Annotated in this window: 22 protein-coding genes and 1 tRNA gene; 15 read left to right on the top strand and 8 right to left on the bottom strand. The window is 68.8% G+C overall.

All coding sequences use genetic code 11. The features are described from left to right. Positions 1–9: 9 nt before the first annotated feature. The 3 genes from ASF71_RS19100 to ASF71_RS19090 all read left to right on the top strand — a co-directional run bounded on the left by ASF71_RS19100 (position 10) and on the right by ASF71_RS19090 (position 1,927). Positions 10–85, top strand: a tRNA-Gly gene (locus tag ASF71_RS19100). A gap of 151 nt (positions 86–236) precedes the next feature. Continuing rightward, on the top strand, positions 237–1,394 hold the full coding sequence (gene tgt / locus ASF71_RS19095; protein ID WP_056302963.1) for a tRNA guanosine(34) transglycosylase Tgt: 1,158 nt from the start codon (positions 237–239) through the stop codon (positions 1,392–1,394). 53 nt (positions 1,395–1,447) lie between these two features. Continuing rightward, a complete protein-coding gene (locus tag ASF71_RS19090) occupies positions 1,448–1,927 on the top strand; it encodes a hypothetical protein (protein WP_235514612.1) in 480 nt (159 codons plus the stop codon). Here the strand turns inward: ASF71_RS19090 and ASF71_RS19085 are convergent. Then, positions 1,886–3,991 carry a molybdopterin oxidoreductase family protein gene (locus ASF71_RS19085; RefSeq protein ID WP_056302961.1) on the bottom strand — a complete coding sequence of 702 codons (2,106 nt, stop codon included), beginning with the start codon at positions 3,989–3,991 and terminating at the stop codon, positions 1,886–1,888. The two genes, ASF71_RS19090 and ASF71_RS19085, sit on opposite strands and share 42 nt — an antisense overlap. 51 nt (positions 3,992–4,042) lie before the next feature. Further along, positions 4,043–5,332 (bottom strand): sugar transferase, encoded by a 1,290-nt coding sequence (locus tag ASF71_RS25380; RefSeq protein WP_235514610.1) that lies wholly within the window; start codon positions 5,330–5,332, stop codon positions 4,043–4,045. A gap of 297 nt (positions 5,333–5,629) precedes the next feature. Between ASF71_RS25380 and ASF71_RS19075 the strand changes: the two genes are divergently transcribed. The 5 genes from ASF71_RS19075 (at position 5,630) to odhB (ending at position 12,937) form a co-directional block, all read left to right on the top strand. Further along, positions 5,630–7,129, top strand: a complete 1,500-nt coding sequence (locus ASF71_RS19075; RefSeq protein ID WP_056302959.1) for a hypothetical protein — start codon at positions 5,630–5,632, stop codon at positions 7,127–7,129. A 12-nt stretch (positions 7,130–7,141) separates the two neighbouring features. Continuing rightward, positions 7,142–7,867 (top strand): hypothetical protein, encoded by a 726-nt coding sequence (locus ASF71_RS19070; protein WP_056302957.1) that lies wholly within the window; start codon positions 7,142–7,144, stop codon positions 7,865–7,867. After that, the gene (locus ASF71_RS19065; protein WP_235514608.1) at positions 7,864–8,484 is read left to right on the top strand and encodes a hypothetical protein; all 621 of its coding nucleotides are present in this window, start codon (positions 7,864–7,866) and stop codon (positions 8,482–8,484) included. The genes ASF71_RS19070 and ASF71_RS19065 overlap by 4 nt, the downstream gene beginning before the upstream one ends. 193 nt (positions 8,485–8,677) lie before the next feature. After that, a complete protein-coding gene (locus ASF71_RS19060; RefSeq protein WP_056302954.1) occupies positions 8,678–11,521 on the top strand; it encodes a 2-oxoglutarate dehydrogenase E1 component in 2,844 nt (947 codons plus the stop codon). Positions 11,522–11,659: 138 nt separating this feature from the next. Then, the gene (gene odhB, locus ASF71_RS19055) at positions 11,660–12,937 is read left to right on the top strand and encodes a 2-oxoglutarate dehydrogenase complex dihydrolipoyllysine-residue succinyltransferase (RefSeq protein WP_056302952.1); all 1,278 of its coding nucleotides are present in this window, start codon (positions 11,660–11,662) and stop codon (positions 12,935–12,937) included. A gap of 66 nt (positions 12,938–13,003) precedes the next feature. Here odhB and ASF71_RS19050 read toward each other — a convergent pair whose 3' ends face one another. The 5 genes from ASF71_RS19050 to ASF71_RS19030 form a co-directional block, all read right to left on the bottom strand. After that, complete coding sequence (locus tag ASF71_RS19050; RefSeq protein WP_082506169.1) at positions 13,004–14,470, bottom strand: xylulokinase; 1,467 nt, start codon at positions 14,468–14,470, stop codon at positions 13,004–13,006. Further along, positions 14,454–15,281 carry an ATP-binding cassette domain-containing protein gene (locus ASF71_RS19045; RefSeq protein WP_056302947.1) on the bottom strand — a complete coding sequence of 276 codons (828 nt, stop codon included), beginning with the start codon at positions 15,279–15,281 and terminating at the stop codon, positions 14,454–14,456. The genes ASF71_RS19050 and ASF71_RS19045 overlap by 17 nt, the downstream gene beginning before the upstream one ends. Further along, positions 15,278–16,261, bottom strand: a complete 984-nt coding sequence (locus ASF71_RS19040; RefSeq protein ID WP_056302945.1) for an ABC transporter permease — start codon at positions 16,259–16,261, stop codon at positions 15,278–15,280. The genes ASF71_RS19045 and ASF71_RS19040 overlap by 4 nt, the downstream gene beginning before the upstream one ends. Before the next feature lie 77 nt (positions 16,262–16,338). After that, complete coding sequence (locus ASF71_RS19035; protein ID WP_056302944.1) at positions 16,339–17,355, bottom strand: sugar ABC transporter substrate-binding protein; 1,017 nt, start codon at positions 17,353–17,355, stop codon at positions 16,339–16,341. A gap of 43 nt (positions 17,356–17,398) precedes the next feature. Next, positions 17,399–18,487: a LacI family DNA-binding transcriptional regulator gene (locus tag ASF71_RS19030; protein ID WP_056302942.1), complete on the bottom strand. Its 1,089-nt coding sequence runs from the start codon at positions 18,485–18,487 to the stop codon at positions 17,399–17,401. 197 nt (positions 18,488–18,684) lie between these two features. Between ASF71_RS19030 and ASF71_RS19025 the strand changes: the two genes are divergently transcribed. From ASF71_RS19025 to ASF71_RS18995, 7 genes are all read left to right on the top strand, one after another. Then, positions 18,685–19,242, top strand: coding sequence for a hypothetical protein (locus ASF71_RS19025; protein ID WP_056302939.1), 558 nt, complete (start codon positions 18,685–18,687; stop codon positions 19,240–19,242). A 167-nt stretch (positions 19,243–19,409) separates the two neighbouring features. Next, the gene (gene rpsF / locus ASF71_RS19020) at positions 19,410–19,718 is read left to right on the top strand and encodes a 30S ribosomal protein S6 (protein WP_056302937.1); all 309 of its coding nucleotides are present in this window, start codon (positions 19,410–19,412) and stop codon (positions 19,716–19,718) included. A gap of 112 nt (positions 19,719–19,830) precedes the next feature. After that, positions 19,831–20,733 (top strand): single-stranded DNA-binding protein, encoded by a 903-nt coding sequence (gene ssb, locus ASF71_RS19015; protein WP_056302935.1) that lies wholly within the window; start codon positions 19,831–19,833, stop codon positions 20,731–20,733. A gap of 82 nt (positions 20,734–20,815) precedes the next feature. Further along, entirely contained in the window at positions 20,816–21,091 is a 276-nt protein-coding gene (gene rpsR / locus ASF71_RS19010) for a 30S ribosomal protein S18 (RefSeq protein ID WP_056302933.1), read from the top strand. 11 nt (positions 21,092–21,102) lie between these two features. Further along, complete coding sequence (gene rplI / locus ASF71_RS19005; RefSeq protein WP_056302931.1) at positions 21,103–21,543, top strand: 50S ribosomal protein L9; 441 nt, start codon at positions 21,103–21,105, stop codon at positions 21,541–21,543. Between the two features lie 97 nt (positions 21,544–21,640). Further along, positions 21,641–22,174: a DUF4384 domain-containing protein gene (locus tag ASF71_RS19000; RefSeq protein WP_082506168.1), complete on the top strand. Its 534-nt coding sequence runs from the start codon at positions 21,641–21,643 to the stop codon at positions 22,172–22,174. A gap of 67 nt (positions 22,175–22,241) precedes the next feature. Further along, a complete protein-coding gene (locus ASF71_RS18995; RefSeq protein WP_056302928.1) occupies positions 22,242–22,916 on the top strand; it encodes a DUF2270 domain-containing protein in 675 nt (224 codons plus the stop codon). Here the strand turns inward: ASF71_RS18995 and paaI are convergent. Next, the gene (paaI, locus tag ASF71_RS18990; protein ID WP_056302926.1) at positions 22,895–23,284 is read right to left on the bottom strand and encodes a hydroxyphenylacetyl-CoA thioesterase PaaI; all 390 of its coding nucleotides are present in this window, start codon (positions 23,282–23,284) and stop codon (positions 22,895–22,897) included. The two genes, ASF71_RS18995 and paaI, sit on opposite strands and share 22 nt — an antisense overlap. Between the last annotated feature and the right edge of the window lie 12 nt (positions 23,285–23,296).

The raw sequence follows: 23,296 nt of genomic DNA, 5'->3' as shown, positions 1-23,296 counted from the left end.
TTTTTTATTGCGGGAGTAGCTCAGCTGGTAGAGCACTACCTTGCCAAGGTAGATGTCGCGAGTTCGAATCTCGTCTCCCGCTCCACAACCCCCCACCTCCACCGAGGTGGGGGCTTTTTGTATTGGCCTGTGAGAGTCTCCGGTCAGGACAGGGGTCAGCCGGCTTCAGGCGTTTTCCTCACCCCTCACCTGTATGCCTTGAACCTGCTTTAAGTTCGTGTGAGACAATAGGATTTATGTTCGAGTTTACTGTGCAGGCTCGCAGCGGACGGGCCAGGACGGCGCAGTTCGTAACCCCGCGTGGAACGGTGCAGACACCCATGTTCATGCCGGTGGGGACCCAGGGAACTGTCAAGGGAATTAGCCCGCAGGAACTGACCGACATCGGTTCGCAGATGATTCTGGGCAATACCTACCACCTGATGTTGCGACCCGGGGAAGATCTGGTCGAAGCACATGGTGGCCTGCCCGGTTTTACCGCCTATCCAGGCCCCTTCTTGACGGACTCGGGAGGGTTTCAGGTGATGAGTCTGGGCCATATGCGCAAAATCACCGAGGAGGGCGTGGTCTTCAAGAGCCACCTGGACGGCAGCCTGGTGAATCTCACCCCCGAGCGGAGTGTGCAGGTACAGGAGGCCCTCGGCGCCGACGTGATCATGGCCTTTGACGAGTGTCCGCCCTTTCCAGCGGAGCGGGAGTACATCCGCGCCAGTCTGGAGCGCACGATCCGCTGGCTGGACCGTTGCCTGACCGTGAAGCAGAGGGCAGACCAGGCGCTATTCGCTATCGTGCAGGGTGGCATCCACGAAGACCTGCGTCAGCAGAGCCTGGACCTGACCTTGCCCTTCGGAACGCCCGGCTTCGCTATTGGCGGCCTGGCCGTGGGAGAGAGCAAGGAGGAAATGTTTCCGGCGGTGGCGTTCACGGCTGACCGTCTGCCCGAGAACAAACCCCGCTACCTGATGGGCGTCGGTCATCCTGAGGACCTCGTCGCGGGGATCGCGCTGGGGGTGGACATGTTCGACTGTGTGTACCCGACCCGGACTGGCCGCTTCGGCTATGCGCTGACCGATACCGGCCGTCTGAACATGAATTCGAGTGCGCCGAGGCGCCAGCTTGAACCCATTGACCCTGAATGCGACTGCTACGCGTGCCGGCACTACACGCGCGCCTACCTCGCGCACCTGCTGCGCGCCGAGGAGATGCTCGCGCCGCGAATGCTCTCGCTGCACAACCTCCGCTACCTGCACCGCCTGGTAGAGCGGGCCCGCGACGCTATCTCGCTTGGTCAGTTTACCGAGTGGGCCACGGAGTGGGGCGACTTTTATTTCAAGGGCCAGACGCCGGAATGGTTCCACCGGGCTCTGCATCCGGACACGGTGAATTCCGGATGACCGCCCGCGCAGCACGCCGGAAATTTGTCAGAGCTGGCCGCTAGACTGTGGGGGTGATCACGTGGTTCGACGCCCTTCTGGTGACCCTGCTGGCTGCCATGACCGCCCTGGGCGCGCGCCGGGGGCTGGCGGGTCTGGCCTGGGGTGTCTTGGGGGCGCTGGGTATCCTCGTGGCCAACGCGCTGGGACTGGGGCTGCTGCCGGCCATCATCGTGGCGCTGGTCTTGAGCGCGGTATGCGCCTTGGCCATCAGCCGCCTGATTCGCAACCCACTGGAAGAAGCGTGGCACCTCGTCGCCGGAGCCGTGGGCGGCCTGTTGCTGGGGGCTGTGCTCACCGGCTCGCTGGCCCTCGGGTTTCCTCGTGAGGTGCGGGTGACGCCACAGGGCCTGCGGACCGATTACCCCTCCACCACGCTTTCGCCCACGCTCTATGACGCTGTGAGGGAGTCGGCCATCCAGAATGCCCTGCGCGGGGTCTGGGGCCGGTCCTCACCCGTGCATAACCTCCTCGTTCCCGATCAGACCCACTGAGGATTCCCTCTCTGGAGGAGTCACCCCGGTGATGGGCTCCAGCCGCACGCGGGTATTGTGGAAGGTGCTGCCGCCCCCCAGATCGGTCAGGGTCTGCGCGGTCAGCGTGTTGATGCTCTGGCCGTCGGGGGCGCTCAGGCCCCACCACGTTCCCTCGACGACCACCACGCCGGGCTGCACACCCGTGCTGAATTTCACGCGGCGCCGCACCTCGCCCTGCTCGCTGCGCAACTGGGCATATGAGCCGTCCTCCAGACCCGCGCGCCCGGCGTCCTCGGGGTGAACCAGGGCGTGCGGCTCGTTCCCTTCTGCGCGGGTCAGCACGTCCATGTTGCCGTAGGTCGAATTCAGGAAGTGGTGGGCCGGCGGCGTGAGCAGCCGCAGCGGATACTCGGCCGTCAGCTCGGCCAGGGGGGGACGGTACTGCGGCGCGGGCGAAAGCTGCACCCGGCCGCTGGGCGTTTCGGCCCCCTGGGCGTAGGGCAGGAATCCCTCGGGGATGTTCAGGCGCACGCTGCCCTCAGCCCTCAACCGCTCCGGCGTGATGCCTTCCAGAAAAGGGTGGGGGGTGTCGAGCAGCTCGGCTGTCAGCTCGTCTACCGTCCAGTACACCGACGGCTCGGTGACGCCCAGACGCCGGCCGAGCTGCGCGAAGACCCAGGAGTTGGGCCTCGCCTCGCCGGGAGCTTCCAATGCCGCCGGGTTGTGGTTCAGCCAGTGGTGGCCGTAACTCGTGTAGAGGTCGGCGTGCTCCATGAAGGTGGTCGCGGGCAGCACGTAGTCGGCCAGGCGGGCCGTCTCGGTCATCGCCTGTTCGAGGACCACGACCATGAGGTCGTCCCGCGCGAGTCCAGCGCGCACCCGTGAGGCGTCGGGAGCGACGACCGCCGGGTTGGTGTTGTAGACCATCAGGGCGCCGAGGCCGGCCTCCGGCCGCAGGGCACCGGCCAGCTCGTTCATGTTGACGTGGGGGGTGCCGGGCCGCACCAGATGGGCGCCGCCCAGCCGCGCGCGGTTGAGCTTGAAGGCGCCGCTCGTGCTCAGGACGCAGCCACCCCCCCGATGTCGCCAGTCGCCGGTCAGGGCCGGCAGCAGGGTCACGGCGCGCAGGTTGGTGCCGCCGTACTCGTGACGGGTCATGCCGTAGCCCACCCGGATGTAGGTGGGGCGCGTGGTACCTATGGCGCGGGCGAAGGCCCGGACCTCTTCCGTGCCCAGGCCCGTCACTTCGGCCACGCGCTCGGAGGGCCACAGCGCCGCTTCGGCGCGCAGGTCGTCTGCGCCCATGGTTGCCTCGGCGAGGTAGGCCTCGTCGGTCCAGCCGTGCGCGAACAGTTCGTGCATGACTCCCAGGGCCAGCGCGGCGTCGGTGCCGGGCCGGATCTTGAGGTGTTCGTCGGCGTAGGCGGCCGTGCGGTTGCGGTAGGGGTCCACGCAGATCACCCGCGCACCCGCCTTGCGCGCCGCCGTGATCTGCGGCGTGAGGTGGCTGTTCGTCGAGAGCGAGTTGATGCCCCACAGCACGATAAGGCGGGCATGGGGTACGTCGAGCGGGTCCACTGCGAGGCGGGTGCCGTAGCCCATACTCCAGGCCTCGGTGCCGGCGGTCGCGCAGATCGTCTCGTCGAGTTCGGGGGTGCCCAGCGCGCGCCACAGGACGTGGACGTGGGTGCCTTCCATCAGGCCCATGGTGCCGGCGTAGTTGTAGCGCAGGATGCTCTGGGGGCCGCGGGTGTCCAGCAGCCCGCGCAGCCGCGCGGCGATATCGTCCAGCGCCTCGTCCCAGGTGACCCGTTCGAAGACGGGTTCGGCTTCTGTCTTGGGGTTCACGCGGCGCAGCGGGTACAGGGGCCGCTCGGGGTGGTTCTGGCGGGCCGGGTAATGCACGGTCTTGGCGCAGGCAAAGCCCCGCGTATAGGGGTGTGCGGCGTCCCCGGTGAGCTTCACGGCTCGCTCGCGGCCGTCCTCGCCGCGCGCTACGGTGATCTTGAGTCGGCAGGCATCGGGGCAGTCGAGTGGGCAGGTGAGCAGCACGTCGCGGGTCGCGGGGGCCTGGGCGGTCATGCCCGGCAGTGTACGCGGCGCGGGGCCGCGCAGAAGGCCGGGGCACCTGTCTCAGCGCGCGCCGAAGCCGCCCAGGATGGTCCGCACGGTCTTCCAGACAATGAGCAGGTCCAGGCGCAGCGACAGGTGCTTGATGTAGTAGAAGTCGTAGCGCAGCTTTTCCATCGTCTGCCCCAGGTTGTCGGTGTAGCCCTGGTTGACCTGTGCCCAGCCGGTGATGCCGGGCCGCACCCAGTGCCGCGAGGCGTAGAGCGGAATGCTCTCCTCGAAGTCGGCGGCGAAGGCGGACTGTTCGGGCCGGGGACCGATAATGCTCATCTCGCCGCGCAGCACGTTCCAGAACTGTGGCAGTTCGTCGAGACGGAACTTGCGCAGAAAGGCCCCGGTGGGGGTCACGCGCAGGTCGGCGCGCTGCGCGAACGCCGGGCCGCTCCGCTCGGAGTCGCGCGTCATGGTCCGGAACTTCACGATGCGGAAGGGCTGCCCGCCCTGGCCGACCCGCTCCTGCCAGAAGAGCACAGGCCGGCCGCTGTTGAACAGCACCGTCACAGCGACGCCGGCCGCGAGCGGCAGCAGGACGGGCAGGGCCAGCAGGGTCACGGAGACGTCGAAGGCGCGCTTGACCCCGCTGTAGCGCGAGCGGAACTTGGCCTGGTCGAGCCACTCGCTCTGGATGAGGTGGACAGCGACCTTACCGCTGATTTCCTCGTCGAGCTGGGTCTTGGACCAGATCGGAACCTTGGTCACCTGGGCGTGGGCGATCAGGCGCTGGTGTTCTTCGGAAAGCCGGTCGCCGGGCCGCAGCAGCAGGGCGTCAAGGCGGGAGGACGACCAGTCCTCCTGGGAGCTGACGGGCACGTAGCGCAGGCCCTCGCGGGGCAGCAGGTCGCCCGCCGTATGCGCGGAGCCTGAACCCAGGACGCCCACCCGCCAGGGCCAGTGACGGCCATGCCAGCGCCGGACCGCCAGGCCCACGCCCCACCACGCGGCGTACAGCGGCAGGGCCAGCAGCGCCGGCCGCGCGCCCTGGTCGCCCACCACCGCGAACAGCAGCATGGCGACCGCCGCGGACGCCAGCGGCCACCGCCAGAGGGTCTGGTGCTGGGCCAGCAGCCGCCTCTGTGGCCGGCCGGACCCCAGCCCCAGTCCCAGCAGGCCAGCGACCAGCCAGAATTTCAGACTGTCGGCGGCCTGAGCCGGCGTGTCGCCCTGCCCCCGCAGGATCAACCAGAACGCGGCTGCCAGCAGTGCGAACAGCGCGCTGTAGACCAGACTCAGCGATACAGGCCGCAGGGGAGAGGCGCCGGGCGGGGACGAAGCCACGCCGCGCAGCCAGGTCACGCGGCGCCGGGACGCCGGAGCGCCCGGGCGTGGAGCCGGAACTGGTAGGGCGACGGGGCAGAGGAGCGCGGCATGGACGGCCAGCATAGGGTCGCGCGGGGCCCCACTCGGCGGACATGAACGGATTCTGGCGGTTTTGGGCGCTTCCCCCCCCCATTGCCGCCGGAAATCTTCATGTCTGACATTCGTTTTCTCCTTCCAAAGTCGGATGCCATCCTCCGTCTCGGGTCAGTACCTTAAGTACCTTACACATCTTGAGTATAGGGAGGCCACTGTCGGGTCTTCCGGGGGAGACTTATGGTTCAGGCGACGCTGGAGACCCTCTGGAACGGAGCGAGGCATCTGTGGGCAGTGCTGTGGCCGCTGTTGGTCGCGGCCCTGGGGGCGGGACTGACGGCGCAGTTCTGGCGGGTGCTGCGTCCCCGGAATTTCCAGTACTGGAGCCGGCGGCTGTGGCCGGTGCTGTCGCGCCTGCTGGGTTGGGCCGGGGGAGTGGTCCTGCTGGCAGCGGTCATCTGGGGGTACGGTCCGCTGGGTCGCGTGGTCCAGAGCCGTCTGGCCGCCGCCGAAAACGCGGTGCAGGGGCGCGGGGCCGACGCCGACGCCGCGCCGACCACCCAGGAGGCCCCGCGCGTGACCTACCTCACCGAGCGGACCTACAGCCGGTCGCTGATTCTGCCGCCCGAGCTGCTGCGCCGGCTGGACGCGGGCGGAGTGAACGGGGGTCTGGACGTGCTCGCGCCGTATCTGGACGAACCCGGCAGCGACAACGTGATCCGGTGGGCCGACCGGGTGCGCCGGGGGAGCCGGGGCGTGGTCCTGACCCGCGAGGTCACCCTGCGCGCCGAGGAACCCGTCCGGATGGAAGAGTCGCGTCTCCGGGTCTCGCTGGAGTTCGGGTCGCCGCTGTGGGAGGCGCGCCGGCCTTCCTACCGGGCGAGTTTCGCGGCCCAGTACGCGTTCGCCAATCCGCTGGACCGGCCCGTGACGGCCCGGTTCAGCTTTCCGCTGCCGCAGGGGAGCGGGACCCTGTCGGAGTTCGCCGTTCTTGTGGACGGCCGGGAACTGCCTGCGTCAGGCGCCCTGCGCGGCTTCTGGGAGGGCCGACTGGCGGCCGGGCAGCGCGTGAGGGTGGACGTGCGCTACCGCCACCAGGGCGCGCGCGGCTGGAGGTACGTGCTGGGCAGCAGCCGCGAAAGCCTGCGCGACTTCTCGCTGACGGCGCAGACCGACGGCGCGCCCCGGTTTCCGCGCTACAGCCTGCCCCCCACCCGCACCGCGCGCTCCCTGGGCGGCACGACCCTGGTCTGGGAGCTGAAAAACGTGATCACCGCGCAGGACGTGGCCCTGAGCTTCCCGGCCGGGAGCGGGCGCGAGACCGCGGCCAAGCTGTATGCCTTCACCCCCGCCGCGCTGCTGCTGGCGGCCGTCTTCGCGGCTCTGTGGGGACGTGGACGTGGCCTGCACCTGCTACCGGGGGCGGCGGCCCTGGCCGTGGTAGGGCTGACCCTGGGGTCGGTGCTGGGCGGCATGCTCCTGAACTATCTGCCGGTCTCCGTCGCCGCGCCGCTCGGGGCCGTGGTGGGAGCCGCCCTGGCTCTGCGCGCTGCGGGGCGCCGGTGGTGGCCGCCCGTAGTGCTGGCCGGTGCGGCGCCGCTGGTATTCCTGGTGCCCGGTCACGCCGGGGTCTTATTGGCGGGTGTAGGCATAGTGGTCTTCGTGGCCCTGCTGCGAACGGGACTGGCACCGGAGCAGGCCGCCTCAGATGAGGCAACGGAAGTTTCATCTTCCCTTTAAGCTCATGGAGATATGAAGACGCGATCCGTTTCCTGGCCCCTGCTCGGGGCCTGCGTGGCCCTGACCGGCCTCCTGACTGCCTGCCCCGGCAAGCGCCCGCCCAGTGACGACAGCCTCTCGTTGCGCTTCTCGCTGCCCGAGGGGGTCGACCGCAACAACCTGTGGGTGGCGGCGCTGTACTACCCGCTGGAAGAGGGCGGTGCCGTGGGCAAGCCGGTCATGGTCGGCAGCACACCGGCCAGTTACAGCGGTGCGGCGAACGGGGACGTGCAGATGTACCTCTCCGGCTATGTACTGCGCCAGGCCCGCGAAAACGCCAAGTGCACGACGCGCTTCCTGACCGGTGAGGCTTCGGGCAAGCAGGCCGTGAGTGTCACGCCCGACACGGCCCTGACCTGTAAGGTCGAGTTCGTGGCCTATACGGCCAGCAGTGCGGGGACGGGGCCTACCCTCGACAGCCTCAAGTACACCTCGAACGACCTATACAGCTTCGCCAGCGAGGCCTTCAAGTACAGCTTCGTCAACGTGAACGCCGACGGCACGCGCAGCACCGAGACCGGCACCCGCACGGCCGGCTGGTCGCTGGTGCGCCGCGAAGTCCTGAATCCCAGCGCGACCCCGCAGGAGTACCTCGTGACCATGAACAGCGTGCTCACCGCCGACCAGGCCGTCGCCGTCAAATTGCGCGAGCCGCGTGATCCCTACAAGAGCCAGGGCCTCGCCGGAGGCCGCCAGTGAAGCGCCTCCTGACGGCCGCCGCCCTGCTGGTCCTGGGCCTCAGCGCCTGTGGGCAGGGATCGGCTGACACTGCGGTGCCCGGTCTGCCCCCGTTGCCCACCGGGGTCGAGGTGCGTTTTCCCGCCGCGCCCGCCGGCGCCTACCTGAGCCTGATGACCGACTCGGGCGAGAGCGTCTATCAGGTGCCAGTGACGGCGGGCCAGACGAGCGTGGCCCCCAACCCCCTGCAGTGGCGCGCCGCGTCCGAGCAGGCCGTGGCCGCCGAAACGCTGGTGCCGCAGGGCGTCACGGCAAGCCTGAGCCCCAGCGGCGTCAAGGCCCTGCTGCTGCACTGGGTGATGTGGCAGGACAAGAACAGCAGCGGCATGCTGGACAGCGGCGAAACGCTGGACCTGATGACCCACGACCGCGTGGCTTACGCGAGCGCCGCCGTGCGCGTCACGTTCCAGACGACCTCGCCCGACATGACCCAGGTCTGGGCGCTGCGCGAGGGCTGGAGCCGCGCCGAGCACGAGGTCTACCTGCCGCTCGGCAGCAAGACCTACCGCCGCAGCCTGCGCAGCGCCGAGGTACAGCAGTACACCCTGCACGTGCCGACGCCCCTGACGAGCCAGTAACGCCCACCCGACAAGCCGCGCCCCCGGAAATGGTCCGGGGGCGCGCGTCTCTCTGAACCCGGCTTAGCCTCCCCAGGGCGCGCCGGGTTTCGTCCGTTGCGTGCATAGCGTTCATGGCCGGGGGCGTCACCCCCTGCGTACCCCTGTCTCATCCCACGCTTCGGCGGAGCCACGCGGCGTATGCTGAGGCGTTATGACGCAGTCGCAGACGATGATGTGGGGCGGGAACGCGGCCTTCATCGAGGGCCTCTACGAGAGCTACCTCGCCGATCCGGCCAGTGTGGACGCCGAATGGCGCGTGTATTTCGACGGTCTGCGCGGCGGCGCGGCCGATCGGGGACACGCGGCCGTGCAGCAGAAATTCTATGAGCTGGGCACCACGCGCCGGGGCGGGGCCACCGCGCCCGCCCCCCAGGGTGTGAGCGGCGCGCAGCAGGCGGCGGGCGCGCTGATCACTGCCTACCGCGTGTACGGGCACATCAGCGCCCACACCAACCCGCTGAAGATGCGCGGGCTGCCGGTGGTGCCCGAGCTGACGCCCGAGTACTACGGCCTCTCGCAGGCCGATCTCGGCGAGACGGTGCACGACAGCAGCTACAGCGGCCCGCTGCGCGACGTGATCGGGCAGCTCCAGCAGACCTACTGCGGCAGCATCGGGTTCGAGTTCAGCTACCTGCCGGCCACCGAGCGCGCGTGGTTCCAGGCCCAGATCGAGCCGGGACGCGGGCGCGGTCAGTACAGCGAGGCCGAGCGCCGCCGCTTCATGAGCAAGCTCAACGCCGCCGAAGGCCTGGAGCTCTACCTGAAGAACAAGTACCCCGGCGTCAAGCGCTTCGGTCTGGAGGGCGGCGAGAGCTTCATTCCCCTGATGGACCGCCTGATCCAGCAGGCCGGGCGCGTGGGCGTCAAGGAAGTCGTCATCGGGATGGCGCACCGCGGCCGCCTGAACACGCTGGTCAACATCTTTGGCAAGCCCAGCAGCGTGCTGTTCGACGAGTTCGACGGCAAAAAGAAGCTCAGCGACAACCCCGACGTGGCCGGCGACGTGAAGTACCACATGGGCTACTCCAGCGACGTGCGTACGCCCGGCGGGCCGATGCACCTCGCGCTGGCCTTCAACCCCAGCCACCTGGAGATCGTCTCGCCGGTCGTCCACGGCAGCGTGCGCGCCCGCCAGGACCGCCGGGGCGACACCGAGCGCCGGCAGGTGCTGCCTATTACGGTGCACGGTGACGCGGCCGTGTCGGGCCAGGGCGTCGTCATGGAGACGCTCAACCTCTCGCGCCTGCGGGGCTTTGCCACCGGGGGCGCGGTGCGCATCGTGATCAACAACCAGGTGGGCTTCACCATCAGCGATCCGCGCGACACCCGCAGCAGCCGCTACTGCACCGACGTCGCCAAGATCGCCAACGCGCCCGTGCTGCACGTCAACGGGGACGACCCCGAGGCCGTGGCGTTCTGCGGCGACCTCGCGCTGGCCTACCGCCAGGAATTCGGCAAGGACGTGTTCGTCGACCTGATCTGCTTCCGGCGCAACGGCCACAACGAGGGTGACGAGCCGCGCATGACCCAGCCGATCATGTACCGCGAGATCGACGCGCACCCCGGGACGCGCGCGCTGTACGCCGCGCAACTGGAACAGGCGGGCGTGCTGAAGGCCGGCGAGGGCGCCGAACTCGTGACCCGCTTCCGTGACCAGCTCGACCGCGGCGAAACGGTGGTCGAGGAAGTCGAGAACCTCGAACAGAGCAAGCTCGCCGCCGACTGGTCGGGCTACGCGACCCGCTGGCAGGACGGCGTGGAAACGGCTGTGCCGCTGGAGAAGCTCAACGAACTGGGCCAGAAGCTCGCCAGCGTGCCCGACGGCTTCAAAGTGCACCGCACCATTGAGCGTACCGTCATGACCCCGCGCGCCGCCATGAGCCGGGGCGAGCAGCCGCTCGACTGGGGCATGGGCGAGATGCTGGCCTACGCCTCGCTGCTCGAAGAGGGGTACGGCGTGCGGCTGGTCGGCCAGGACTCGGGGCGCGGCACCTTCGTGCACCGCCACGCCGTCCTGCACAACCAGAACGCCGAAGACCCCATGAACGAGGAGTACATGGCGCTCGCGCACCTCTCGCCGGATCAGGGCCGTGTGGAGGTCGTGGACTCGACCCTCTCGGAAGAGGCGGTCATGGCCTTCGAGTACGGCTACTCGACCTCGGAACCCAAGGCCCTGATCGCCTGGGAAGGCCAGTTCGGCGACTTCGCCAACGGCGCGCAGGCGGTCATCGACCAGTTCATCTCGGCGGGCGAGAGCAAGTGGCAGCGCCTCAGCGGCCTCACGCTTCTGCTGCCGCACGGCTACGAGGGCGCGGGTCCCGAGCACTCCAGCGCCCGTCTGGAGCGCTACCTGCAGCTGTGCGCCCAGAAGAACATGCAGGTCGTGGTGCCCAGCAGCGCCGCGCAGATCTTCCACCTGCTGCGTCGTCAGGTGTTGCGCCCCTACCGCAAGCCCCTCATCGTGATGACGCCCAAGAGCCTGCTGCGCAACAAGCTCGCCATGAGCCCGCTCTCCGAACTCGCCGAGGGCCGCTTCCACGAAGTCATCGGCGACCCGGCAGTGCAGGGCGCGCGCCGCGTGGTCATCAGCAGTGGCAAGCTCCACTGGGAACTCAGCGAGGCGCGCGGAGCTGACCAAGAAGGCTACGCGGGCACGGCCCTTGTGCGCCTGGAGCAACTCTACCCCTTCCCGGCCGAGGCCCTGAGCGCCGAACTGGCCCGGCACCCCGGCGCGCAGGTCGTCTGGGCGCAGGAAGAACCTGAGAACCAGGGGGCGTGGCTGATGATCTGGGAAGACCTGGAGAAGGTGCTGGCGGACGGTCAGACCCTCACGCACGCCAGCCGCGCCCGCAGCGCGAGTACGGCGGCTGGCTACGCCAGCGTGCACGCCCGCGAACAGGCGGCCGTCATTGCTGCGGCGCTGGGTGAGAAGGTCACCAAGGGCGATTTTGAGGCCCAGGTCGAACTGGAGCCCGAGGCGAGCGCGCAGGCCTGAGTCGGGGCACATCAGAAGGGGAGGTGGCCTGAGCGGGCCGCCTCCCCTACTTTTGGCCCCCTTTTTGGTGCGTTGCGTGCACGGTGCAGAACGTTCCTGCGCCAGTCACAGCCCGCATAAGGGTAGACTCTGAGAGATATGGCGGACATCAAGGTTCCTGTTTTTTCCGAGTCGGTCAGCGAAGGCACCCTGCTGACCTGGCACAAGAAGCCCGGTGAAGCCGTGACGCGCGGCGAAGTGCTGGCCGAAATCGAGACCGACAAGGTTGTGCTGGAAGTCACCGCCCAGCAAGACGGCGTCCTGGTCAGCGTCGCCAAGCAGGAAGGCGACACGGTACTCAGCGAGGAAGTGCTGGGGACGGTGGGCGAGGCAGGCAGCGCCCCGGCCCCGGCGGCCAGCGCCGACCCGGCTGCTGGTCCCGTCGCGGGCGAGGCCCCGGCTCAGGCCGCCGGCAACGGATCGGCGGGCAATGAGGCCACGCGCCGCGACGACCTCTCGCCCGCCGTGCGCAAGATCGTGGCCGAGCAGAACCTCGACCCCGCCCAGATTCCGGCGACCGGTCCCAAGGGCAACATCACCAAGGCCGACGCGGTGGTGGCGGCTCAGGGCGGCCTGACCTACCAGGGACCGCAGGACGCCGCCAAGCCCGCTGGGATGCAGGCGGCCCCGGCCCCATCTGCCCAGGCCGCCGCGCCCGCGCCGCTGCCCCAGGGCGCGCGTCCCGAGGAGCGCGTGCCCATGACGCGCATTCGCCAGCGCATCGCCGAGCGCCTCAAGGACGTGCAGAACACCGCCGCCCTGCTGACCACCTTCAACGAGGTGAACATGCAGCCCGCGATGGACCTGCGAAAGAAGTATCAGGACCAGTTCGTCGCCAAGCACGGCGTCAAGCTCGGCTTCATGAGCCTGTTCGTGCGCGCGGCCACCGAGGCCCTCAAGGCCTTCCCGGTCGTCAACGCGAGCGTGGACGGCAAGGACGTCATCTACCACGGCTACTACGACATCGGCATCGCGGTCGCCAGTGAGCGCGGCCTGGTCGTGCCGATCCTGCGCGATACCGAGCAGCTCAGCCTCGCGGCCATCGAGAAGGGCATCGCCGGCTACGCCCAGAAGGCCAAGAGCGGCAAGCTCACGCTCGAGGACATGTCGGGCGGCACCTTCAGCATCACCAACGGCGGCACCTTCGGCTCGATGATGAGCACCCCCATCATCAACTCGCCCCAGAGCGCCATCCTGGGCATGCACAACATCATCGAGCGTCCCATCGCCCAGAAGGGTCAGGTCGTGATCGCTCCGATGATGTACCTCGCCCTGAGCTACGACCACCGCATCATCGACGGCAAGGAAGCGGTGCAGTTCCTCGTGATGATCAAGAACCTGCTCGAAGACCCGGCGCGGATGCTGCTGGAGCTGTAAAGCGCGTGAGTGAGGAGGCGGCCGGGATACCCTGGCCGCCTTTTTCCGTGTGCGGGATGGGCTGTCTTACTGCTCGCCCCGCACTGCTCTATACGCCGCCGCGAACTCGGCGTGCCGCGCGGCCGAAATCCTGCCCGGCCCAGGCTGCACCACGCCTGTGATGTCCGGGCCCTCCGGGGTCCACGGCTCGCCGATGGCCTGCCACGCCAGGGCCGCCGCGCCGAGCAGGGACGCCCCGGGGACGTCGCTGATGTGCAGGGGGCGGCCCAGGGCGTCGGCCAACAGTTGCCGCCACCAGGGGTCGACGCTGCCGCCGCCTGCCAGCCGCAGGGACAGGTCAGCCGACAGCTCCAGCGCGGCCGTCGCCTGCGCCACTGAGAGGGCGACCCCCTCGAAGGCCGCGTAGGCGAGGTGGCGGTGGTCGTGCGAGGCGTCCAGCCGCAGCCAGCCCGCGCGGGCGTGTGGGTCGAGGTGGGGGGTGCGGTCGCCGCTCAGGTAAGGCAGGAACAGGGGAGAGGGCAACTGCTCAACTTCCTGCGCCGCCGCGTACATCTCAGGCCAAGACAGCCGCAGGGTGCGCCGGGCCCACTCCAGCACGTTGCCCGCGTTCTGCACGGCGCCCAGGGTGTAGAAGCCGCCCTGCGCGTCGCAAAAGACGTTCAGGCCGGGCCGCGCCGGGGGCAGCGTCCCCGAGGCCCGCAGCACCTGTGCCCCTGTACCCACCGTCAGCTGCGCCTCGCCGGGCCGCAGCCCCGAGCCGAGCAGCGCGGCGGCGGTGTCGGCGGCCCCGACCGCGACCGGAAGCCCGACCGGCAGCCCCAGGTCGGCGGCGCGGCCCAGGCGCAGCGTTCCCCCCACGCTGCCGGAGGGCCATAGGGGCGGCAGCAGGTCGGGGCGCAGGCCCAGTATCCCGAGCAGTTCGCTGTCCCAGTCGTCGGCCGCGAAGTCGTAGAGCAGCGTGCCCGAGGCGTCCGAGGGATCGCTCGCCGCCTCGCCGGTCAGGTGCAGGCGCAGCCAGTCCTTGGGTTGCAGGGCCCAGCGCGCGGCCGCGTAGCGCTCCGGCTCGTGCCCTCGCAGCCACAGCAGCGTCGGCCCGGCAAAGCCCGTGACCGGAGGGTTGCGCAGCCGTCCGGGGTCCACGGCGCGGTAAGGGTCCAGGTGGCCCGCCGAACGGGTGTCCGACCACAGCACCGCGCGGCCCAGTGCCTGCTCCCCCGCGTCCACGAGCACCACGCCGTGCATCTGGCCGCTCAGGCCGATGGCCTGTACACGCGCCGGGTCCACGCCGGCCAGCACTTTGCGGGTCGCGGCCACCACGCCCGCCCACCAGTCGTGCGGGTCGCTCTCGGACCAGCCGGGCTGCGGGGCCAGCACCGCATAGGGCCGGGCCGCCTGGGCCACGAGGTCGCCATCCGGACCGACCAGCCCGGCCTTGACGCTGCCGGTGCCGAGGTCCAGGGCCAGCACGAGGGGAGCGGCCGAGCCCCCCGCGCCGGCCGCTCCCCCGGGTCCCGGCCTAGTGCGCGAGGACATCCGCGCTGAGCTCTTCAGGCTTGATGGCCCCGGTCATCACCGAGACCGTGTCGGCCATGCTGATGCGTCTGGGGTCGAGCAGCGCGGCCCGGCGGCCCATGCGGTGCACGTGCACGCGGTCGGCGATCTCGAAGACGTGCGGCATGTTGTGCGAGATCAGGATGACCGGCAGCCCCTTGTCGCGCACCTTGCGGATGAGGTCGAGGACCATGTTGCTCTCGCGCACGCCCAGCGCCGCTGTCGGCTCGTCCATAATGACCACATGCCGCGCGAAGGCCGCGCTGCGCGCCACCGCGACCCCCTGGCGCTGCCCGCCCGAGAGGGTCTCGACCGGCTGGCTCATGCTCTTGATGGCGAACTGCAGGTCCTGCATGTAGCGCACGGCTTCCTCGAGCATCCGTTTCTTGTCCAGGATCCGGAAGGTGCGCGCCAGTGGCCCCGGCTTGAGGAGTTCGCGGCCCATGAACAGGTTCTCGGCGATGGTCATGGCCGGTGCCACCGCGAGGTCCTGGTACACCGTCTCGATGCCGTGCTTGCGCGCCTCGATGGGACTGCGCAGCGAGATGGGCTGCCCGTCGAGGAAGATCTGGCCCTCGTCCGGCACGACCGCGCCCGAAAGCGCCTTGATGAGGCTGCTCTTGCCCGCGCCGTTGTCGCCGATCACGGCCACAATTTCGCCGGGACGCAGCTCGAAGTCGGCGCCGTTGATGGCGGTCACGTGCCCGTAGCGCTTGATCAGGCCGCGCGCCTCCATGACCAGGGGGCGGGCCGGGGCGGCCGGCATGGGCGTCAGGTGGGGAGCTGCGGTCATGCCTTCCTCCGCGAAAGCTGGTCGGTGGCGACCGCGAGAATGATCAGGATGCCGGTCACGAGGACCTGATAGACGCTGTTCACGCCCGCCAGGGTCAGGCCCACGCGGAACACGCCCACGATAAGCGCGCCCAGCAGGGTGCCCAGCACGTTGCCGCGCCCCCCGAAGAGGCTGGTGCCCCCCAGTACGGCCGCGGTGATGCTCTCCAGGTTCTCGGTCTGGCCCGCGTTGGGGTCACCCGCGCCCACGCGCCCCACCAGGATCAGGGCCGCGATCCCGTACAGCAGCCCCGCCGAGGCGTACACGCCAATGAGCACCCGAGTGGTCAGGATGCCGGTCAGGCGCGCGGCCTCGGGGTTGTTGCCCAGGGCATAGACGTGGCGGCCCGGTGCGGTCTGCGTCAGGAAGAACCAGGCGATCCCGAACAGCAGGATCATCAGGACCGAGCCGTACGAGAAGTTCGCGTTACCGATGTTGAAGCCCGACCCCAGGAAGTTCAGCGCGGGGGGCAGGTTGGAGACGGTCTGCGCGTTCGAGTAGATCTGCGTGGCCGCGAACACGATGCCGTACATGCCCAGCGTGGCGATGAAGGGCGGCAGCCGCAGCCGCGAGATGAGCAGCCCGTTGACCGCCCCGAGCGCGGCCGTGATCGCCAGCCCGACGATGATGGCAAGGGCGGGCGGCACGCCCTGTTCGGCGGCCAGCTTGGTGATGACCATGCCCCCGAGCGCCATGATGACGCCGCAGCTCAGGTCGATGCCGGCGGTCAGGATGACCAGGGTCTGCCCGATGGCGAGCACGCCCACGTAGGAAATCTGCTTGAGGACGAGGGCCAGCGTCTGGCTGGTCAGGAAGCGGTCGGACTGCGTGGCGAAGAAGATACACGCCAGCAGCAGCGCGATCAGCGGCCCCAGCGTGGTCAGGCTGGGCAGCTGGGGGCCGCGCCGCGTGGAGGCCGGGGCCGTGGGCGTCTGGGTCATGGGGAGGTCCTCCGGGGGAGAAAGGGCGGGCCGACGGCAGGAACATCGCCGTCGGCCGCGCGGCTCAGTTCAGGGACTTACTTGCCCCAGCAGTTGGCGAGGCCGTACTTGCCGGTCTGGCTCTTGACGCCCCCCTGGGCCTTGTTGGTGATCAGGTTTACGCCCGTGTCGGTGTAGCCGCTGACCTTCTTGCCGGTCTTGGCGTAGTTCACGCCCGCCGCGACGCCCATGGCGGCCATCTTCAGGGGGTACTGCTGGCTGGTCGCGCCGATCACGCCCGCCTCGACGTTGCGCACGCCCGCGCAGCCGCCGTCCACCGACACGATCAGCACGCTCTTTTCCTTGCCGGCGGCCTTGAGGGCCTGATACGCTCCGGCGGCTGCCGGTTCGTTGATGGTGTACACGAGGTTGATGTCGGGGTTCTTCTGGAGGCAGTTTTCCATCGCGGTCTGGCCCTTGGCCTGGTCCCCGAAGGAGTCCTGCGCGCAGGCCACGCCCGTGCCGACCTGCGAGGTGGTGGCGCTCGTGATGCCGGCCGTGCCGTAGCCCGCCAGGAAGCCGTTGTGGCGCGCGATGCCCACCGGCTGGCCCGGGAACAGGTCAATGGTGGCGATGACGGCCTTCTTGCCGCCCATCATCTTCTTGGCCCACTGCCCGATGAGGACGCCCGCCTGGTAGTTGTTGGTGGCGAACAGGCCGTCCACGGCGCTCGCGGGTTCGGTGGGGCTGTCCAGCGCGATGACCATGACCCCGGCCGCGCGCGCCTTGGCGATGGCCGGCACGATGGCCTTCGAGTCGCTGGGCGTGATCAGGATGGCCTTGGCCCCGGCCGCCACCATGTTCTCGATGGCCGTGACCTGCCCGGCGTTGTCGCCGTCGGCCTTGCCCGCGCCGCTCAGCAGCTTGGCCCCCAGGCGGGTGGCCTCGGCCTGCGCGCCCTCTTTCATCTTCACGAAGAAGGGGTTGGTGTCCGTCTTGGTGATCAGCCCGATGATCGGCTGGCTCTGGGCCAGGGCGGCGTGCGCGGTGGTGGCCGCCAGGGTGAGTGCGGTGGCGAGGGCGGCGCTGACGGCGAACACTTTGTTTTTCTGCATGGCGGGACTCCTGGAAATGGGGGCGGGGGCCGGTGGCAGTCGTTTACGCGGGGTGAGCCGCTGGGGGCGCGCTGGGAGGGGGGGCAGCCGGGGGCGGCGCAGTCGAGCGGCGCACGATGAGCTGCGTGGGCAGTTGCAGCCGGGCGGGCGCCGGGGCAGGTGGGCCGGTCGCGGGCAGGGGCAGCGAGGCCGAGGGCACGCCTCCCCGGCGCGCGAGCAGCCCGACGAGGTGGTCGCAGGCCAGCACGCCGAGTTCGTAGGCGGGCTGCGACACGACTGTCAGCGGCGGCCACATCGTCTGTGCCCAGCGCGAATCGTCGAAGCCCACCATGGACAGGTCCTCGGGAATGCGCAGACCCAATTCGCGGGCGGCGAGCACCGCGCCCACCGTCATCTCGTTGTTGCCCACGAACAGGGCGGTGGGGCGCTCGGCGACCGGCAGCGAGAGCAGGTCCAGCGCCGCGCGGTAGCCGTCGTCCTCGCGGTGGTGGCCGGGGCGCACCAGCGCCGGGTCGTACGGCACGCCCGCCGCGCGCAGCGCCTGGCGAAACCCGGTGTGACGCTCGGTCGCTGTGCTGATGTCCTGCTGGCCCACGATCATGCCGATGCGGGTGTGGCCCAGCTCCGTCAGGTGCCGCGTAGCCGCCACCGCGCCGCCGAGGTTATCCACCGTGACGGTCGGGTTGGGCCGCCCCGACACGCGGTCGAGTTCCACGACCGGCAGCCCCGGCAGCGCCTGGAGGTTGCGCCCGGCCCCAGCCGTCGGCACGATCAGTACGCCCTGCGGCTGCTGGCCGCGCAGGGTCTCCAGGGCCCGGCGTTCCTTCTGGGGGTCCTCGTCGCTATTGAACAGAAAGGCGCTGTAGCCGTGGCGCTCGGCCGTGTCCTGCACGCCCTTGGCGAGCAGCGCGTGAAAGGGGTTCAGGATGTCGGCCACGATGAGGCCCAGGGTGCGCGTCTCGCCCTGGCGCAGACTGCGGGCCAGCACGTTGGGCTGGTAGCCCAGTTGACGCGCGGCCTCCAGCACCCGCTCACGGGTCTCGGCCGCCACCTGCTGCGGGCGGCTGAGGGCCCGCGAGGCGGTGGCGGTCGAGACCTGGGCCAGCTGAGCGACATCCTGAATGCGCGTCATGCAAACGATCTCCCTGAAAAGAAGGCGTCATAGCCATGACCTGTGCTCCCAGACGAAGCAAAGATCCTGTAAACGATTACATTGCGATTGACTGCAGTGTGCGCTCCGCCCGCAGAGGTGTCAAGTGGGTCAGTTGAGGTCGTCTGGACTTCAGGGCAGCCGGCCCTGACACTTCCCGAGCCGGTAGCATCAGGGCCATGTCCGATCCTGCTTCCCTGCCTGTTTTTGCCGACGTGACACACCGCACGGTGGCGCCCCAGCAGCTCGCTACCGTGGCCAATCGCGTGGACCTCGACGACGTCACCGCCTTCGTGGCCGAGGCGGCCGGTACGCTAGCCGCCCTGATCCGCGCCCACGGTGGGCGGGTGGTGGGGCCGTGCATGGTCGTGTACCACGGCCCTGTCGGCAGCGGGAACCGCGGACCGGTCGAGGTCTGCGTGCCCTACAGCGGCGAACTGACCTTCGGCGAGGGCGACGGCCAGGAGCGTCCCCACGACTTGAACCTGTATGTGGCCCCCGCGCGCACCGAGGCCTACCTGACCCTGCGCGCCGATCAGGTCAATCCCCAGGTCGCCGCCGAGGCCAGCCGCCTGACGCGCGCCTACGCCGAGGCCAACGGCGACCCGGCTACCTACCCGCGCGAGTTCTACTATCCCCTGGACGGCTCGGCCGAGCCGGGGCAGACCACGGCGGAGATCTCCTGGCCCTTCGACTGGAAAAACCAGCTCCGGCCCGTTTCCGAGCACCGCGCCTGAGCGGAGCGGTCCCGCACCGCCGGACCTGGAACGCGGCCGCGCCGGGCACCTCTGGCAGCCGGCGCGGCCTTCTGCTAAGATTGTCAATTGCGCTGCCCCGGCGAGGCCTGAGCCTGCCGCCTGTCTCCGATTGGACACATGGACGCGGCGCGGAAGCGAGGTGAATCATGAACCAGTACGACCTGAACCTGATCCTGAACCCGAACATCAGCGCCGAGCAGGTGCAAATCGAGAAGGACTACATCGAAGGCGCCGTGCGTAACGCCGGCGGCGAGGTGAGCAACCTCGACGACCTCGGCAACCGCCGCCTGGCCTACCAGGTGGGCAAGGACCGCGAGGGCTACTACCTGATGTACACCATCAAGAGTGGCGGCAACCCTGAAAAGGAAATCGCGACCAACCTGCGCCTGCGCGACAACGTCCGCCGCGTCCTGGTGGTCAAAGACCGCCCGGAGTGGAAGACCAAGAAGGCCTGATTTACGTCATTGACATAAATTGGCCGGCTTGTTATGATCTGTAGACCCCGCAAGGGCACCGCCAGCTAAACAGCAACCAAGTACTTTCGCCAGCAAGCAAGGAGTATCTGTCATGGCCCGAGGCATGAACCACGTCTATCTGATCGGCGCACTCGCCCGCGACCCCGAACTGCGGTACACCCCCACCGGCACGGCCGTTTTCGAGGCCACCGTCGCTGGAGAAGACCACATCATCGGGAACGATGGCAAAGAGCGCAAGCTTCCCTGGTACCACCGGGTCAGTATTCTCGGCAAACCCGCCGAGTGGCAGGCCGAACGCAACCTGAAGGGCGGCGACGCCGTGATGGTCGAGGGCAACCTGGAGTACAGCCAGTGGGAAGCGCCCGAAGGCGGCAAACGCAGCATGGTACGCGTCAAGGCCCTGCGCATGGAGCAACTGGGATACACCCCGGAACTCGTGCAGGACGCTGGAGGCGGCGTACGTATGGGCAGCGGAATGAACGAAGTGGTGATGATCGGGAACGTTACGCGTGACCCCGAACTGCGTTACACCCCCGCCGGAGACGCGGTGCTCGGACTCGGCCTGGCCGTGAACGAGACCTGGAACGACCGTCAGGGGCAGAAGCAGGAAAAGACCCACTGGATCGACATTACGCTGTGGCGAGACCTTGCCGAACGCATGAAGGACCTGAAAAAGGGCGATCCCGTCCTCGTACAGGGCCGACTCGTGAACGAGGCCTGGACCGACCGTGACGGCAACAAGCGGAACAGCACCAAAGTAGAGGCGACGCGAGTCGAAAGCCTGTCCCGAGGCGCGGGCACACCCAATTCTGGGTACGCCGCAGCCACCCCCGCCGGACCTCGCCCGCAGACCGCGAGCAGTGCGGCGCGCCCCCAGAGCGGCGGCTACGGCCAGCCGAGCCGGGCGGCGACGCAGGGGAACCGTTCGGGCGGCCTAGATATTGATCAAGGTCTCGACGACTTCCCCCCCGAGGAAGAAGACCTGCCCTTTTGAGCAGGTTCCGGAGTGCGCCGGGAACGGCCAGCGCCGCCTAGCGCGCACTCCATAGGCGCAACTTGCGCCGAGGACCCCCACCATGACCCAGAACAGCAATGCCGAGCGCAAACCGCGCGGCAAGGGACCCAAGCGGCCCCGCAAGCCGAAGGTCGATCCTTTCTCCATCGGAGAACTGGAAATCACCGACTACAAAGACGTGAAGATGCTTCGCCGTTTTGTCTCCGACACCGGCAAGATCCTCCCCCGCCGCCGCACCGGCCTCTCGGCCAAGCACCAGCGCCGCATTGCGCAGACGATCAAGATCGCCCGCCAGCTGGCCCTGCTGCCCTACACCGAGAAACTGGTCCGCAAGTAAGGAGTCTTGACATGCAAGTGATCCTTCTTGAACCCGGGAAGCTCGGGAAGACCGGCGACGTCGTGAACGTCAAGACCGGCTACGCCCGCAACTGGCTGATTCCCCAGGGCATCGTTGCCCCGGCGACCACCAGCAACATGAAGACCCTCGAAGCGCAGATCCGCAGCCGTGTCAAGCAGCAGGCGCAGCAGAAAGCTGTCGCCGAAGACCTCGCCAGCCGCCTGAACGGTGTGGCTGTCGAGCTGAGCGTGCGCGCCGGTGAAGGCAAGATCTACGGCGCCGTGACCCACGGTGACGTGGCCGGCGCCCTGGACAAGCTGGGCTTCGACGTGGACCGCCGCAAGATCGACATGCCGAAGACCGTCAAGGAAATCGGCGAGTACGACATCGCGTACCGCGCCCACCCCGAAGTCACCATCCCCATGAAGCTTGTGGTGCACGCGCAGAAGTAACTTTCGGTGCGTTCCAGACCCCCGTCCCCGTGGCGGGGGTTTTCTGTTGGCCGCATCTGCGGCGGCGCGGCCAGGACCGCTGCGCTAGGGTCAGGCCATGCGTATGTTGTCCTGGGCCGTCCTGGCCCTCGGTGTGGGCCTGACGGCCTGCGGAAATGATCCCGTGCCTGTCGCCGGCAAGCCGCGCGTCGAGCTGGGGCTGAGCCCCAGTCCGGTGCGGGCCGGAGAATCCCTGACCTTCTTGTTGACCCTCTCGGGAACCCCAGCGCCCTGGAATGTGGCCCTGTTTGTCGAGAATCCGGACGGCGGAGTACAGCAACTGATGCCCAACCGCCTGAGCACCAGCCCTCTGACCCTGACACCCGGCGCGCCGCAGCAGTTTCCCGGCACTGGGGCCGGATTTGAGCTGAAGGCCGGCGAACCGCTGGGCACTCACACTGCCCTTTTGTTCGCCGCGCCCGCACCACTGAATCTGGACGGCATCAGCGCCTATGCCAGCGCGCAGGCGGCGTTTGCGACGGTTCTGCCGGCGGGTCAGGGGCGGGGCCTGCTCGAAACGTCGGTCCTGACGCGGCTCAGGACCCTGAATCCGGGTGTCTCCACACTGCTGCGCTTCGACGTCACGCGCTGAGCCCTGGCCCCAGCCGCACAGCGGCGCGCTACGCTGGGACCATGCAAGGGGAAGGGGAACGGGGCTGATGCCGGGAGCCGGCGGGGGACCAGGAGCGGTGCGGGAAGGGGGGCTGACGGAGGTCAGCTACAGCGGCAACCAGGCCAATGCCCTGATTCACCTCTACCGCGCCGAGGTCGGCAAGATGACCGCCTACCGCCAGCGCCTGGACATGACCACCAACTGGTCGGTCGTGACCACGGCGGGTCTGGCGAGTTTCGCGTTGGGCGACGTCAACAACAGCCACGCCACCTTTTTGTTCGCCATGTTCATGAACTATTTCTTTCTGCGGCTCGAAGCTCGGCGCTTCCGGACCTTCGAGATCGCGCATCACCGCGTGCGGATCATGGAGCGCTTCTTTTATCCGGCGATGCTCGGGGACCGGGTGGACCCCGGCTGGCACCAACTTCTGCTGGCCGAGCTCGCCAAGCCGCGCAGCCCCATGAGCCGCGCTGACGCGCTGGGCTGGCGACTGAACCGCAACTACCTGTGGATCTACGCGGCGGTGCTGCTCGCGTGGTTCGCCAAGCTCGACCTCGCGCAGCCCAAGGGCTGGATTCTGGAATTTCCGGAGGCGCTGGCCCTCGCCGACATCGGTAATTTCCCAGGCTGGCTGGTGGTCGCCGGGGTCTCCGCGTTCTACTGTCACCTGATCTGGCTGGCTCTGCGCGCCGCGCGGACCTACCCGCTCGAAGAGGGCTGAGCGTCTCGCCGCGAGACGGTGCCCAGGAACAGGGCGACGAGTTCGCCCGCTTCTTCCTCCACCTTGACCCGGCGGACCTCGACGCGGTAGGTGGCCAGCGTGCGGCCCACGCGCTCGGGAGTGGCGACGGCAACCAGACGGTCGCCAGGTTGCGCCGCACGGAAAAAGCTCAGATGCGTCTCGGCGGCCACTGCCTGCGCGCCCAGATTGCTGATGACTGCGAAGGCCTGATCGGCGAGACTGAAGATCAGGCCGCCGTGGGCGCTGCCGTGCATGTTTAGTCCGTCCTCGCCGACGGTCAGGGCGACGCGGGTGCGCTCCGGTGAGGTCTCCAGCAGGGTCATGCCCAGGGTCCGGTCGAGGCTCATAGAGCTTCAGTT

It is taken from the genome of Deinococcus sp. Leaf326, from assembly GCF_001424185.1.
Taxonomy (GTDB): domain Bacteria; phylum Deinococcota; class Deinococci; order Deinococcales; family Deinococcaceae; genus Deinococcus.
Note: the sequence above shows the minus strand (reverse complement) of the source record. Positions and strands in the feature narration are given on the sequence as shown.

Bases quoted from the DNA above. Each gene is read 5' to 3' on its own strand.
- ASF71_RS19030 (WP_056302942.1), bottom strand. From the start codon at position 18,487: ATGACGCGCATTCAGGATGTCGCTCAGCTGGCCCAGGTCTCGACCGCC.
- ASF71_RS19085 (WP_056302961.1), bottom strand. From the start codon at position 3,991: ATGACCGCCCAGGCCCCCGCGACCCGCGACGTGCTGCTCACCTGCCCA.
- odhB (WP_056302952.1), top strand. From the start codon at position 11,660: ATGGCGGACATCAAGGTTCCTGTTTTTTCCGAGTCGGTCAGCGAAGGC.
- paaI (WP_056302926.1), bottom strand. From the start codon at position 23,284: ATGAGCCTCGACCGGACCCTGGGCATGACCCTGCTGGAGACCTCACCG.
- ASF71_RS19060 (WP_056302954.1), top strand. From the start codon at position 8,678: ATGACGCAGTCGCAGACGATGATGTGGGGCGGGAACGCGGCCTTCATC.
- tgt (WP_056302963.1), top strand. From the start codon at position 237: ATGTTCGAGTTTACTGTGCAGGCTCGCAGCGGACGGGCCAGGACGGCG.
- ssb (WP_056302935.1), top strand. From the start codon at position 19,831: ATGGCCCGAGGCATGAACCACGTCTATCTGATCGGCGCACTCGCCCGC.
- ASF71_RS19070 (WP_056302957.1), top strand. From the start codon at position 7,142: ATGAAGACGCGATCCGTTTCCTGGCCCCTGCTCGGGGCCTGCGTGGCC.
- ASF71_RS19025 (WP_056302939.1), top strand. From the start codon at position 18,685: ATGTCCGATCCTGCTTCCCTGCCTGTTTTTGCCGACGTGACACACCGC.
- rplI (WP_056302931.1), top strand. From the start codon at position 21,103: ATGCAAGTGATCCTTCTTGAACCCGGGAAGCTCGGGAAGACCGGCGAC.
- ASF71_RS19040 (WP_056302945.1), bottom strand. From the start codon at position 16,261: ATGACCCAGACGCCCACGGCCCCGGCCTCCACGCGGCGCGGCCCCCAG.
- ASF71_RS19035 (WP_056302944.1), bottom strand. From the start codon at position 17,355: ATGCAGAAAAACAAAGTGTTCGCCGTCAGCGCCGCCCTCGCCACCGCA.
- rpsF (WP_056302937.1), top strand. From the start codon at position 19,410: ATGAACCAGTACGACCTGAACCTGATCCTGAACCCGAACATCAGCGCC.
- ASF71_RS19000 (WP_082506168.1), top strand. From the start codon at position 21,641: ATGCGTATGTTGTCCTGGGCCGTCCTGGCCCTCGGTGTGGGCCTGACG.
- ASF71_RS19045 (WP_056302947.1), bottom strand. From the start codon at position 15,281: ATGACCGCAGCTCCCCACCTGACGCCCATGCCGGCCGCCCCGGCCCGC.
- ASF71_RS19075 (WP_056302959.1), top strand. From the start codon at position 5,630: ATGGTTCAGGCGACGCTGGAGACCCTCTGGAACGGAGCGAGGCATCTG.
- rpsR (WP_056302933.1), top strand. From the start codon at position 20,816: ATGACCCAGAACAGCAATGCCGAGCGCAAACCGCGCGGCAAGGGACCC.
- ASF71_RS18995 (WP_056302928.1), top strand. From the start codon at position 22,242: ATGCCGGGAGCCGGCGGGGGACCAGGAGCGGTGCGGGAAGGGGGGCTG.
- ASF71_RS19050 (WP_082506169.1), bottom strand. From the start codon at position 14,470: ATGTCCTCGCGCACTAGGCCGGGACCCGGGGGAGCGGCCGGCGCGGGG.